This window comes from Flammeovirga pectinis (genome assembly GCF_003970675.1).
GTDB lineage: Bacteria > Bacteroidota > Bacteroidia > Cytophagales > Flammeovirgaceae > Flammeovirga > Flammeovirga pectinis.
Map to the genome: position 1 here is coordinate 1021800 of NZ_CP034563.1, position 14379 is coordinate 1036178.

The 14379-nt window shown below is 30.4% G+C and carries 13 protein-coding genes; 11 read left to right on the top strand and 2 right to left on the bottom strand.

What is annotated here, in order from left to right; translation table 11 throughout:
- Positions 1-3 precede the first annotated feature (3 nt).
- Both EI427_RS24085 and EI427_RS24090 read left to right on the top strand, forming a co-directional pair.
- Positions 4-921, top strand: coding sequence for a PorP/SprF family type IX secretion system membrane protein (locus tag EI427_RS24085; protein ID WP_126619880.1), 918 nt, complete (start codon positions 4-6; stop codon positions 919-921).
- 2 nt (positions 922-923) lie between these two features.
- On the top strand, positions 924-3089 hold the full coding sequence (locus EI427_RS24090; protein ID WP_126619882.1) for an OmpA family protein: 2166 nt from the start codon (positions 924-926) through the stop codon (positions 3087-3089).
- An 11-nt stretch (positions 3090-3100) separates the two neighbouring features.
- Here EI427_RS24090 and EI427_RS24095 read toward each other — a convergent pair whose 3' ends face one another.
- Positions 3101-4423 (bottom strand): lipopolysaccharide biosynthesis protein, encoded by a 1323-nt coding sequence (locus EI427_RS24095; protein ID WP_126619884.1) that lies wholly within the window; start codon positions 4421-4423, stop codon positions 3101-3103.
- A gap of 209 nt (positions 4424-4632) precedes the next feature.
- Between EI427_RS24095 and EI427_RS24100 the strand changes: the two genes are divergently transcribed.
- The 6 genes from EI427_RS24100 to EI427_RS24120 all read left to right on the top strand — a co-directional run bounded on the left by EI427_RS24100 (position 4633) and on the right by EI427_RS24120 (position 9722).
- On the top strand, positions 4633-4938 hold the full coding sequence (locus EI427_RS24100; RefSeq protein ID WP_126619886.1) for a DUF6150 family protein: 306 nt from the start codon (positions 4633-4635) through the stop codon (positions 4936-4938).
- 256 nt (positions 4939-5194) lie between these two features.
- Complete coding sequence (locus tag EI427_RS26020; RefSeq protein ID WP_155523319.1) at positions 5195-5356, top strand: hypothetical protein; 162 nt, start codon at positions 5195-5197, stop codon at positions 5354-5356.
- Positions 5353-6018, top strand: coding sequence for a hypothetical protein (locus EI427_RS24105; RefSeq protein WP_126619888.1), 666 nt, complete (start codon positions 5353-5355; stop codon positions 6016-6018). Before EI427_RS26020 ends, EI427_RS24105 begins: the two co-directional genes overlap by 4 nt.
- A 92-nt stretch (positions 6019-6110) precedes the next feature.
- Positions 6111-7406 (top strand): NCS2 family permease, encoded by a 1296-nt coding sequence (locus tag EI427_RS24110; RefSeq protein ID WP_126619890.1) that lies wholly within the window; start codon positions 6111-6113, stop codon positions 7404-7406.
- Between the two features lie 214 nt (positions 7407-7620).
- The gene (locus EI427_RS24115) at positions 7621-8064 is read left to right on the top strand and encodes a DUF5362 family protein (protein ID WP_126619892.1); all 444 of its coding nucleotides are present in this window, start codon (positions 7621-7623) and stop codon (positions 8062-8064) included.
- Positions 8065-8066: 2 nt separating this feature from the next.
- Positions 8067-9722, top strand: a complete 1656-nt coding sequence (locus EI427_RS24120; protein WP_126619894.1) for an amidohydrolase — start codon at positions 8067-8069, stop codon at positions 9720-9722.
- Positions 9723-9752: 30 nt separating this feature from the next.
- On the opposite strand, the gene EI427_RS24125 is transcribed toward EI427_RS24120, so the two are convergent.
- Positions 9753-10355 carry a DUF1684 domain-containing protein gene (locus EI427_RS24125; protein ID WP_126619896.1) on the bottom strand — a complete coding sequence of 201 codons (603 nt, stop codon included), beginning with the start codon at positions 10353-10355 and terminating at the stop codon, positions 9753-9755.
- A gap of 170 nt (positions 10356-10525) precedes the next feature.
- On the opposite strand from EI427_RS24125, the gene EI427_RS24130 reads away from it, so the two are divergent.
- The 3 genes from EI427_RS24130 (at position 10526) to EI427_RS24140 (ending at position 14379) form a co-directional block, all read left to right on the top strand.
- Positions 10526-11686: a BamA/TamA family outer membrane protein gene (locus EI427_RS24130; protein ID WP_126619898.1), complete on the top strand. Its 1161-nt coding sequence runs from the start codon at positions 10526-10528 to the stop codon at positions 11684-11686.
- Between the two features lie 215 nt (positions 11687-11901).
- Positions 11902-13290, top strand: coding sequence for an MATE family efflux transporter (locus EI427_RS24135; protein ID WP_126619900.1), 1389 nt, complete (start codon positions 11902-11904; stop codon positions 13288-13290).
- 81 nt (positions 13291-13371) lie between these two features.
- Positions 13372-14379, top strand: a complete 1008-nt coding sequence (locus EI427_RS24140) for a helix-turn-helix transcriptional regulator (protein WP_126619901.1) — start codon at positions 13372-13374, stop codon at positions 14377-14379.

Consider the following 14379-nt stretch of genomic DNA (forward strand, 5'->3'; position numbering starts at 1 on the left):
AAGATGAAAGTTATTAGTATCTATATAGCACTTCTATTTTTTACAAGTATTGCTTGTATGGGACAACAAATGCCCATGTTTTCGCAGTATGCCTATAATACTTTAGCAATAAATCCTGCGATAGCAGGAACTAAAGATGGGGTAAATGCACTTATGCTTTATAGAAAACAATGGAGTGATTATGAAGGAGCACCAAGTACAATTAACTTTTCTGCATCTTCTAATGTATCAAAAGGTAAGTTTGGTGTAGGAGTGAATTTTGTAAATGATAAAATTGGGATTTCTAATAATAATACGGTTCAAGGAGCTTTCTCTTATATTTTAGACCTTAATAATAACCTTAGATTATCTTTAGGAATGTACCTTTCTTTATTAAATTTTCAGCACGATTGGGGGGCATTAAGAGTGCAACAAACTTCTGATCCGTTGTTTGCAAATGGCAAAGAATCATTATTTAATTTTAATACAGGTTTTGGTGCTTATTTATACAACAAAAGATTTTATGTGAGTTTCTCAATACCCAATATTTTAGAAACAAAAATGTCTAATACATCAGAAAGTTATTATTTAAGGCATTATTTCTTGAAAGGAGGTGTACATTTTGATTTATCAAGATCAGTTGAATTTGTACCATCCGTTTTATTCAAATATGTAAAAAACAATAATATTCAAGGTGATATAACCGCTACTTTTATCTTTCAAAAAATGCTTTGGTTAGGAGTTTCTTATAGATCGGAAGATGGAATAGCCTTATTATCACAAGTTGTTTTAAAAGAACGTTTTAGAATTGGCTATGCATATGATTATCCTCATACCGAAATACAAAAAGCAACATCAGGAACACATGAAATCCTTTTAGGAATTAGAATTAATAAAAAGTCTCCACCAAGTAACATTATTACAAGTCCAAGATATTTCTAAAAATGAAGTTATTCTTATTTATAAATATTTTTATCATTTGCTCTTTTTCTACTTTTGGACAAAAGCAAAAAACTTTTCTGGATAGAGCCAATAAGGCTTACGAAAGACAGGAGTTTGCACTTGCAATAGAAAATTTTGGAAATGTACATGCACTAGATCTAGTTTCTAGGTACAGGTTAGCGATGTCCAATCAGAAAATATTAAACTACAGTAAGGCGCTGACTATTTATAGAAGTATACTTGATAAACAATGGGAAGGTAAAGAAGATGTATATCTAAATTATGGTTTAATGGCTAAAAATTTAGGCCAATACGGTAAAGCAGGTGATGCGTTTAAAAAATACCTTTTCAAGTATCCTCAAGATGCAGATGTGAGAGATTTATACTTATCATGCCAGCAAGATTACTTAAATGAATTACAAAAAAATAAATATTCTGTTCAAGTAGAAAATGTGTTATTCAATTCTCCTGAAAGAGACATGAGTCCATTGATCTTTGGAGAAGGTATAATTTATTCTTCAACCAGAAGAGATTTAAATGAAGGAGATGTTCATCATAGAGACGGTGATAATTTTTTAGAAATGTACCTGATCAATAAAGATGAAAATGGGATGTTTTCAAATTCTAATATAGTACATGAGCATATTGCTTCAAATTTTCATGTAGGCCCATCTACTTATAACGAAAGCAAAAGCGAATTTTTCTTTACTGTAAATCTACCAAGACAATCGTTTAAAGATGATAAGCATCAGATTGTTCATCATTTACAGATTTATCAATCAAAATACAATCCAGAGAAAAACACTTTTACTCGACCGTCTGAAATTAACCTCAATAAAAAAACGCATTCAATTGGTCACCCAACAATATCAGATGATGGTACCAAGTTGTATTTTATTTCAAACCAAGAAGGTACACATGGAGGTACAGATATTTTTGTATCTCATTTACAAGACGATGGAAATTGGGGTGAACCTGTTAATCTAGGCAATGTTATAAACACAACGGGTAATGAACTATTTCCATATTGGTATGACGATAACACATTGTATTTTTCATCAGATAGACATATTGGACTTGGTGGATTGGATATTTTTAAGGCTACAATGGAAAACGATAGTGTAACTAATATAGAAAATATAGGAGCACCATTTAATTCTTCAACAGATGATTTTAGTATAGTTTTTAATAAAGGGAGTAGTGTAGTTGAAGGCTTTTTTACATCAAATCGTACTGGTGGAATTGGTTCTGATGATATCTATATGTTCAAACAAGAAGAGAAAGATTTTGTTGTTTTAGTAATAGATAGTCTAACAAGAGAACCTATAGAAAATGCTATTATTGAATGTTACGACAAACAGAAAATGGCAACACATAATTTTGTTACTAACACTACTGGATTTGTTCGTTTTAATGCAGAGCAAAAAAATCAGATAGAGTCTATAGCGGCCATGTCGTCTACTTATAAATACAAGGAGTTACCTATTGCACAAATGGGTAGACAAGAGAATATTTATATTATTGAATTAGTAAAAGGAACAAACTTACAACTTATTGGTAATGTATACGATGCAGTTTCTTTAGAACGAATAAATAACTCAGAAGTCTTCCTTTATGATGGAGATTCTACTGTAATTAAAAGCATTGGTAATACGGTAGAAGGGCACTATGAAATTATATTAAATAGATTACCAATAAATAATTTCTTAATCTCTAATGCAGAAGGTTATACCTCAGAAAATACAGTAATTGCTAACCCGAATCCTGATAAATTTGGTATTATTCATCAAGACATTTATTTGAAAAAAGTTAGAAATGAAAACTTATTAAAAATAGAAAGTATTTATTATGAGTTCGATTCATCACGTTTAACTTCAAGTGCAATTACTAAATTAAGAAATGTATTATCATATTTGTCAAATAATGAGAATTCATTAGTAGAATTAAATGCACATTGTGATGTAAGGGGCTCTGAGAGATACAACGTTAAATTATCTTTGGATAGAGTACATGCCGCTATGTCGTTTTTAGTTGGTAAAGGAATTGATAAATCAAGAGTTCGAATTGATTATCATGGCGAGAGTATAACATATACAGATTGTATAGACTGTTCAGAAAATGAACATCAATTAAATAGAAGAACAGAAATTCGAATTATTAAGCCATAAACGAATTATTTTTATTTTGTCTGCCTTTTATTTATTACCATATCAATCACTCGTTTTAGCTGACTTTTCATACTATAAATCATTGAAAATAAATTTAGATTTTCATTTCTTTTAAAGTAGATAAATATTAAAACTGAACCAACTAATTCAGTAATTAGGCCAGGTAATACGGTGCCTATTTCCCCATAAAGTTCAACAAATACAATAGAAGTAATTATTAATAAGATACTATTAAAGATTACTATATTGGTACTGTACTGTGGTTTTCCTTTTGCATTTGTGTAGCTTGCAAAAAAGGAACCTAGAGGAGCAAACAAAGAACTAATAACCAATATAATCAATAGGTAAAATGAATCTGAATAAGTATTTCCATGTAGGAATGTTATGATTGGTTTAATAAAGATAATAAACCCTATAGATATTGGAGTAATGATAAGATATACCTGACTGAGTGTATCAATAAAAACTTCTTTCAATTTATCTAAACTTCCTTTTTCAAAAAGTTTTACTATCCTAGGGTAAAAGATTAATTGAATTGAGTTTGATATAGATAAAATGATAACTAAATACCGTTGTGCCAATCCTAATAATGCTGTAATTTCTAGGGATAAAATGCCAGCAGATAAGAATAAAGTCATTTTTGATGAAATAGTACCAAACAATGCTTTTAAAAATCCCTGCTTTGCATATAACATAATACTACTGAAAGTCTGTTTATTGATTGTACTCAAAATGATCTTCTTAAATGGGATAGTAAACAGAGAAAAACAGAATGAACTTAAATAAATACCAATTAAACAAAAGACCAATTCATTAATGGATAGTTGGTACTCATGGACAAAGAAGAGACTAATTATTAATAGAGTAAGTGTAACACTATTAATTAGTACTGCTATATATATTGTCTTTTTACTCTTATGAATATTCTCAACCCATTTTAAGAGGTTAATGCTTAACGAGAATAGGGGGTATACTATTAATAAACTTGATAAATTGGGAAACAGATCAATAAAGCCAATACTAGAGATTATAATCCCAATAAGAAGTTCGATTAATATAATTGCAATTAAAACCGTTTTATAAGTTTGATTGGCATCAATTATATTCTTTCCAGAAGAAAATTTTACCAAAGCAACATATACAACACCTTCTCTAATATTAATTGAGAAATTAAAAATTGAGAAAAATAAAAACCATAATCCAACATCTTCAGTAGAATACTCTCTAGTAATAAATAGAAGAAGTATATACCCAAAAAGAAGTTCACTAAATGTTAGAGAGTAGGTAATTACAAAAGGATATTTTGTAATAATATTCTTGATGTGTCTGTTCAAATTTAAAAATAGGTTAATGTTAATTTAAATTAATCAATTGGTAGACTCCATTCAATATATAGGTTGCAAATTGCAACTAAATATAACGATTATTATATATATTCTTTTAATGATTATTAATCAATGGCTAGGAGAAATGCTATTCTAATTATTGTTTATTATTTTTGATTAAATCAATGATTACTAGTATCTACTATTCAATTATCACAATGAAATTTCTATCACTTTACCTACTTTCAATTTGTATGCTTTTAGGCTCACTTTCTTGTTCTATGGCTGGAGCTAATGAAGGAGTAGAGCCTAAACCAAAAGTATTTATAGTTACAGAAAAATGGAAAGCAGATAAAATAGTTAAGAGTGTTACAAATGCATATCAAGCTGATATCACTATATCACCAAATAGCTGGGATTCTTCTGCTGATTGGATTTTAGTTGATCAACTGTACAAAGCCGACATGAAAATATTTCTAACCTCTAAAAGTTATGAGGCAGATTACTTAGTTTTCTTCAAATAATTATTAATTGACATTTGTTAGTAATTAATCCTCTAATTTATAAAACCTTGATATCTTAATCAAAATCAAAGGTTTATTAAAGTGTGTTAGATAACATTGTATAAACGACTGGTTTAAGTGTAAATTTTCCTTTTTTAATAATTCATTTTTTACAATCATATTTGCAGCGCAATGTTAGATGTATTGGCGATTACCATCTGCTTGCCCATTCGGAAAAATTCTGAATGATTTAAAAAACGTCCTACTTATAATTACAATGGTTTCAAAGAAACTCTTACTACCTATCTTTTTGATGGTTAGCTTGTTGGCATCTCAAAATACACAAGCACAAAATTACTCAAGTACTTTTATTGAGTACGCATACGGTTGGAATAATACTGACTACATGACGGGTACAAACCCAAAAAATGGGGAATGAATCTTTTTACATTAGACCATACTACTGTTACTAAATGGGGTGGTGTATATGGATTTGTAAACTTTATGGGAGCACCAGATGGTTTCTATACAACAGGTTTTTATAACGAGATTCCAGATGAGAGTGCTGGAAATTACAGATTGTATTCTGAAGTATCTCCTTGGGTCAGTTTATCTGGTGTTACAGGTCAAGATTTTTCTTTTGGTCCTGTCGCAGATGTTTCTGTAGATGGTCAAATAAACTTTGGTAATGGTTACGCTGCTGGTTTAGCTGGTTTAGGCTTTACTTTTAAGGCACCTAAAGATGGCTTCTTAAAATTATCTGCTTATTGGAGAACTGATAATATTAAAGAAAATGCAGTTCAATTTACAGGTGTATTTGATTTACCAATTTGGAGGAAAGCTGGTTTTAGAATTCAAGGATTCTTCGATCTTATTCCACAAGCTACAAATAGAGCGGCATTTGGTAGTACAGATCTTGGTGCTGATTTTATTTCTCAAACAAGATTTCTTTTTGATGTAGGTAGAAATACTATATTTAAGAACGATGCTAACTCTAAGTTTGAAATTGGATGTGATATTTACATGCACTTCAATAAAGATTTAGCAGAGAATAACGCGAGTGCTTTTGTACCTCAACCATGTGTGCGTTTAACGTTCTAATTCTATTTCCCCTAACATTATCAATCAAAATTTTAGGAATTGAAATGTAAAATGATCGCCATTTATTTTACATAAATTCAATATATTACAATATGAATTTCTTAAACAAAGCTTTTAAGCTTGATCAACATAACACTACAGTAAGCAAAGAATTTATAGGTGGTCTAACAACTTTCCTAACTATGGCTTACATCATCTTTGTTAACCCTGATATATTAAGTCAGACGGGTATGGACAAAGAAGCATTATTTACAGTTACTTTGTTAGCCAGTATTGTAGGTACATTATTAGCTGCTTTTTGGGGTAAAATGCCTTTTGCAATGGCTCCAGGAATGGGACTAAATGCGTTTTTTACATATACAATTGTAATGGGTGCAGGTGTTCCTTGGGAAACTGCATTGGGAATTGTATTTATATCTGGCGTTGCGTTTGTGGTTCTTACTTTTTTAGGAGTCAGAGAAAAGATTGCGAATGCTATTCCTTTGTCATTAAGAATTAGTGTAACAGCTGGTATTGGCTTGTTTATTACGTTTATTGGCATGAAAAACATGGGATTAATTGTTGATCACCCTGCAACATTAGTAACCTTAGGAAAGTTTACACCTCAGTTGATATTGGCAATGATAGGCTTTATTATTACAGCTTATTTAGAATATAAAAAAGTAACTGGCGGTATCTTAATCGGTATTTTGTTTATCACTTTATCAAGCATTTTGATGGGTTACGTTTCTTTACCATCAAGTTTAATAAGTACACCTCCATCAATAGAGCCTGTATTTATGAAATTAGACATTATGGGTGCTTTAAAGTTTGCATTTATTGGACCTATTTTTTCTTTCATGTTTGTTGATTTATTCGATTCATTGTCAACAATTATAGCATGTTCTAACCAAGCAGGTTTAACAAAGAAAGACGGTACAGTTCCTAACTTAGAAAAGATTTTAGAAGCAGATGCAGCAACAACGGTAGTTGGTGCAGTGTTGGGTACCTCTACAACAACAATATTTATAGAATCGGCTTCGGGCATTGCAAGTGGAGCACGTACAGGTTTAGCTTCTGTATTTACAGCGTTATTAATGGGTGGATGTTTATTTTTCTCTCCATTGGCTACAATAGTACCTTCTTACGCTACTGCACCTGCTTTACTTATGGTAGGAGTGTATATGTTCTCAAATATCAAACAGATTAAATTTGATAACATGTTAACATCAGTACCATCATTTCTTACAATTATAATGATGCCACTAACATATTCAATTTCTATGGGAATTACATTTGGGTTCTTATCGTATGTTATTTTGAATATCTTGGGAGGTAAAGCTAAAGAGTTACCTATAACAATGTATGTTATCGGCTTCTTTTCTTTAATCAATTTAATTGTTGGTTAGAAGCAAGTGTTTATCATTTGATTTATTAGAACAACACTACTTATATATATATAAAAGAGTTATCCTTCGGGCTAGCTCTTTTTTTTTGAATTACTAATATTAAACTTCAGGTGCCTATAATTTTGTGTATCTATCCTTAAATACATTTTAATATTATCAAAAAAGGACTATTTTACATTTCGAAATGAATTATTTACACTAACAATTTATCTTAATGTCAACTTTTGAAGAAACTAACAGTGCTCCAAATCAAAATATTCATATTACAATAAATGCGTTTAACTATTTAAAAGAAGTACAAAAATGGACTTACTTCTTTTCAATTTTAGGGTTTATAGGCATTGGTGCTATACTAATTGCAGCAATTGTTATAGGTTTCACGGCACCAACAAAATATGCAGATCAATCAATTTTTGTTGTAATTGGATATATCATTATGTCAATTATTTATATCTTTCCCGTAAGGTACCTTTTTGGTTTTTCAAGAAAGCTTAAACGTGCTTTATTATCAGAAGATGAGGAACAATTAGAATTGTCGTTTAAAAATTTAAAATCGCACTTTAAATTTGTAGGTGTGGTTACTATATTAATGATGTGTTTCTACGGTTTCATTTTTATAATTTCCTTATTAGGAGTTTTTCATGGTTTTTCTTTATAAATATGTCTTTATTTCAACGTTATTCTTTTTATAAGTTACTACTATTTCTAGGTATCTTTTTGATGTCTTGTGATCCGAATGGATTCAAAGAAAAAGCAGATCACATCTATTACAATGGACATGTGTATACAGTGGATAATGACTTTACTACTGTAGAGGCATTTGCTGTAAAAGACGAAGAAATTTTAGCAGTAGGCACTACAATAGATATTCTTAAAAATTATACATCCAAAGATCAAGTTGATCTAAATGAGAAATTTATTTACCCAGGATTTATTGATGCCCATTCGCATTTCTTTTGGTTAGCAGAGGGTTTAAATAATGTTGACCTTTCTAATACAAACTCATGGGAAGAAGTAATTAAAGTTTTAAAAGAAGAAAACAAAAAAACACCTAAAGATGTAATTATAGGCTATGGTTGGGATAACACAAAATGGATCAATAAACGTTTTCCAACAAAAGGAGTATTAGATAAATATTTTAAGGATACTCCTGTAATATTATCAAGAATTGATGGACATGCAATGTGGGTAAATTCTAAAGTACTAGAATTAGCAGAAATCACAAACGAAACAGATGTTCAAGGAGGTGAAATTGTAAAATATAAAGGTGAACCCACCGGAATATTAGTGGATAATGCAATGGAATTTGTTAATAATCTAGCTTTAGGTAAAGTAACAAGAGATGAAATCCCTTCGCTAATTTTAGAAGCACAAGATTCTTGTTTTAAAGTAGGATTAACGGGCGTAAGTGATTTTGGTTATATAGAACACCCAACACTCATGTTATATGATTCTCTTTATAAAGAAGGGGAATTGAAAATACATAATTATGCTATGTTAGATGCCTCTTTAGATGGTGTAGATTATATGTTATCAGAAAGTTATATTGAGAATGAAGAATTTCCTAGAGCAATAAAAATACGAGGTGATGGGGCATTAGGCTCAAGAGGAGCATGTTTATTATCACCTTACAAGGATAAGAAAAATGCATTCGGGCAGATGGTGCTTACATCTGATAAAATAAGAGAGATTTCTAAAATAGCATTTGATAAAGAATTTCAAGTGTGCGTTCATGCAATAGGAGATTCTACGAATAGAGAAGTTTTAAAGATTTTTTCAGAATTATTAGAACATAATAATGATAGAAGATGGAGAGTAGAACATGCTCAAATAGTTAATCCTGAAGATGTTTTTTATTTTAAAAATTATTCTATTATTCCATCTGTTCAACCAACTCATGCAACATCAGATATGGATTTTGCCATTGACAGATTAGGGGAGAAAAGAATTCAACATTCATACACATTCCAAACTTTATTAAATCAAAATAATTGGTTGCCTTTAGGAACAGATTTCCCTGTAGAACCAATCAATCCTTTGTACACATTTTATGCTGCAGTGGCTAGAAAAGACAGAAATGGTTTACCAGAACAAGGATTTCAAATTAAAGAAGCTTTAACTAGGCAGCAAGCATTAAGAGGTATGACGAGTTGGGCTGCAAAAGCACAGTTTATGGAAGATAGAATTGGTAGTATTGAAGAAGGTAAAGAAGCTGATTTTATTATTTTAGATCAAGATATTATGGAAATTGATATTAATAAGGTTCTTGAAGTTAAAGTTCTGAATACGTATATAAAAGGGAATAAAGTGTATTAAAAAAGAACTCAACTAGGAGTTCTTTCTTTATTATTTTGTTTTGTACATAATACCTGCTTCAACCTCAGTATCTAGATAGTTTTCTGGAGGTGGAATTGGACAAGCATAACCTTCGGCATATGCACAATAAGGATTATAGGCTTTATTAAAGTCAATAATCATTGTATTTCCTTCAGGAATACTAATTTCTATATATCTACCAGCACCGTATGTAGTTTTACTGTTTGTTTTATCCGTAAAAGGTAAGAACAAATAATCTTTGTATTGTTCCATCTTTCTTAAACGATGGCTTTGGTATACATACAGTTGGTACTCTTTACCTTTTAATGTAAACGTAATTTTACCGTATTTTTCGTAGGTAGGTTTACTAGTAGAAGAGGTTTCCATTTTAAATGGAATAGCATCGTTTATTCTTTCAAATTCAGCTTCAACTTTGTACGTTTCATCAATATTAAAGAAAGTATGTGCTTTAAATTTTAAACGGTCTTTTCTAGAAAGTGGACTCTCATCTTTATCTTTATATTCTGTATTTAATTCTTCCTGATAGGATTTAATTTCTTCAATATACGTTTGTGCGTAAATAAACGAACTAAAAAATAATAGAATTAGAACTGTGTTTAAAAATTTTGACATCTATGTATATATTTTGATCTATTACGAAGTACTCTTTTTTTTAATTAGAATACAAGATTATCTATTTTAATAGTCTTAAAAACTAATCATAATCGTCACTATTTCATTAAATAGTTGCCAAATATTAAATCAAAAACTAATTTTAAACTAATAATTAACTACTAAGTTGAATGAACATAAAAACGATTAAAATAAAACCTATACTAATTGCACTCCTCTGTTTATTTCATCTAGAAATATTTGGACAAGTTTCATCAGATACGCTAACTGATAAAAATGTAGTTGATAAGATTATAGATGTAATAACCTACGATGCAAAGAAGTTTACTACGGTTACCTATCCTATGGCTGGTTATAGTGAACAAGAAGGATTTTCTATAGGTGTTATGCCCGTTTTTACATTTAAGGATAAGAAAGAAAAGGAGCATATTAAAAGACGTTTTTATAGACCGACAACACTAATTCCTTCTGTTATGGTATCTACAAAAGGATTATTTAATGTTGATGCTAGTTTAGTAATGTTCGGGAAAGGAAGATTTAACATGTATTTTACAGGTATATATCAATATGTACCTAATACTTTTTATGGGGTTAATAATTTAGCTCCAGCAGATACCTCACAATTTTTTAACAGGAGGTTTTCTAGTTTTGGAGAGGTTTCTTACGAGTTAACAGAGATTCTCTTTATAGGTATTCGTTATGATATTCAGCAGAACAAAATTGAAGATATACAAGGAGAAATTTTGAACGATAAAGTTTTAGGTTATGATGGTGGTTTTAGTTTAGGATTGGGGCCAATTTTTAAATTTGATACAAGAGATGATATTGTTTACCCAACAAAAGGAAGTTTATTAAAAGTTGCTGTAACTACTTATCCAGAGTTTTTTGCCAATGATTACAAGTTTTGGCATTTTTATACCGAGTTTTCTCATTTCTTTTCAGTTAAGAATGAAAAAAATATTATAGGATTATTTGGAGCATTTCACATGCAAAACGGAGATATTCCTTTTTATTATTTAAATCAGTTAGGTGGTTCTAAAAGACTAAGAAGTATTGCTCAACCCAATAGATTTATTGATAAAAACTACTACATGGCTCAAGTAGAATACAGAAGAGATATTTGGTGGAGATTAGGTGCTGTCTTATTTGCTGGTGCAGGTAATGTATACGGGTCTAATGGTACAAATGCTTTTGAAGAAATAAAATATACTGTTGGGGCAGGATTACGATTTCAGTTAGTGGAAGATATGCGCTTAAACTTTAGAATAGATTACGGTTTTGGTAATTACAATCAGAATGGACTTTGGTTAACTACTAGAGAGGCATTTTAGTATCACTGCCTAATAATTGTTTATCAACTATATTTTTAATTCTGCAATCTATTAACTTGCGGAGTTAAATAATTAAAGTATAAACAACGACTTTGTTTATTCGTTGAAAATCAACTAGTTTTTCACCTTAAAGCCCAGCCTTAGTCTGCCAAAATAGTTGTATAAGAGAATAAATAAAGGGGAAGGTCTCGTCTGTTTCAATTAAGTTTTATAAGATGAAAATTCAATTGAAAAGACAATGGGAGAGTTATTCTCCACTTTTTTCTAGCATTCTAAAGTTAGGATGGCCCGTAATTTTAGCCCAAATGGGACAAATTTCTGTAGGTATAGTTGATAACATGATTATTGGTCAACTAGGTAGAACACCTTTAGCGGCAGCATCATTTACCAACACAATTTTTAATGTAGTACTCCTTTTTGGAATGGGTTTTACATTTATTCTTACGCCAAAAATTGGAGAAGCGATTGGTTTAAATAATCCAAAGAAGGCAGTAGAAGCACTAAAAAATAGTTTTGTAGCAAACGTTTTAATTTGTATTGCATTATTACTAGTTTTAATTGTTTTAAATATTGGAATGCCTTATATGGGTCAACCTTCAGCAATTATCTCAGATAGTCAGAATTATTTATGGCTACTTGCTTTATCCTTAATTCCGCAAATAATATTTCTTACGTACAAACAATTCTTTGAAGGAGTAGGCGATACTAAAACAGGAATGAAAATTACACTACTGGGAAATGTAGTAAATATTATAGGCGATTTTATCTTTGTTTTCGGGTTATTCGGAGCACCAAAAATGGGTTTATTAGGTGCAGGTGTAGGTACTTTATTAGCCAGAATATTTATGGCTTTTGCAGCATATTGGATATTTACATATAGACAACTCTATTCAAAATATGCCGCATTACTTTCTGAAGTTAAAGTACAAACAGAAGAATTAAAGTTATTTTTTAAGAACGGTATTCCAATGGCGTTTCAGATGTTAATGGAGTCTAGTGCATTTAGTGTTTCTACTTTAATGATGGGTTGGGTATCAGAAGTAGGTTTAGCCGCACATCAGGTTGCATTAAGTTTAAGTACTTTGGGGTATATGGTTTATCAAGGAATTGGTTCTGCAACTGGTATTTTGGTAAGTCAAGAATTTGGACAAAGAAATTTTAAGGAAGTAAATAGAATCACAAATGCTTCTTTAATAATTATAGTAGCCATGTCTATAGGAGCAGTTATTTTCTTCTTAACAGGACGATCTTGGATGCCTTATTTATTTACACAGGATGAAGAGGTAATTCATTTTGTTAGAATATTTATCTTTTGGTTGGCAACCTATCAAACATTTGATGCCATAGAAATAGTATATGCAGGAGCATTAAGAGGATTACACGATTTTAAAGTACCAATGTGGTTAATTTTCTCTTCGTACTTTATTATAGCTATACCATTTTCTTATTTCTGTGCATTCCATTGGGGGCAAGGTGAAGCTGGTATTTGGATGGGCTTTCCATTAGGACTAGGTATAATATGTATATTCTTTGTAAAAAGATTTAAAGATAGATTATCTTTTGTAGAGAAAAATCATATTCAACATTCAAAAAAAATTAGATAATATGAAGTGATAATTTTTAGTGCAGAATATCTGCATTTAAATTATGAATTATTACTTTTAGGTATAAAATAAGTAATTAGTATGCCGATTAATAAAAACGCTCAAATCAGATATAATACTTTAGATAGATGTTTTCGTAACACAGGAAGAAAGTATTTTATAGAAGATTTAATTGATGAATGTAATATATCACTTTTCAATATAGATGAGAACACATCTGGTATTCAGCGAAGACAGATTTTCGATGATATCAAATTTATGGAAAGTGAAGATGGTTATGGTATTGAGTTACAGAAAAAGCGGGAAGGAAGAAAAACCTATTATCGCTATGATGATACAAAATTCTCGATCGGTAATCAGCCAATTAATGAGAAAGAAGCCAATCAACTTAGATCTGCATTAATGGTTTTAAGTAGGTTTGAAGGACTTCCTCAATTTGAGTGGGTAAGAGAAATGAAAGCAAAATTGGAGCATACATTCCAATTGAAAGATATAGAAAAGGAGTTTATCAGTTTTGATTCCAATGTGGATCTAAAAGGATTGGAGTTCTTAAGTATTTTGTTTGATGCAATTTATTATCAAAAGGTTGTTAAAGTAGTATATAAGGGCTTTTTAGATAATGAAAGTAAGACTTTTGAAATCAGTCCTTATTTTCTAAAGCAATACAATAATAGGTGGTTTCTATTAGGTAAGGATGATCGTTTTCCTACAATTACAAATATCGCGTTAGATAGAATTGTACAAGTAGAAGTGCTTAATAATATCTATATCCAAAATGCTTTTGTTGATTTTACAGACTATTTTGAAGATATTATTGGGGTTACACGTAATGAATTAAGCTCTGAAGTCATCACTTTCTTTGTTGATAAAGTAAGGGCTGATTATGTAAAGACGAAGCCTATTCATGGTACGCAGAAAAAACTTGAAGATACAGAAAAGGGTACTACTTTCTCGATTGATGTAATTCCGAATAAAGAATTGGAAACTCAATTGTTTGCTTTTGGTGATCATCTTACTGTTATATCGCCAGAATCAGTACGTATATCAATGAAAGAAAGAGTAATTAATCTATTGGCTTCTTACCAATAA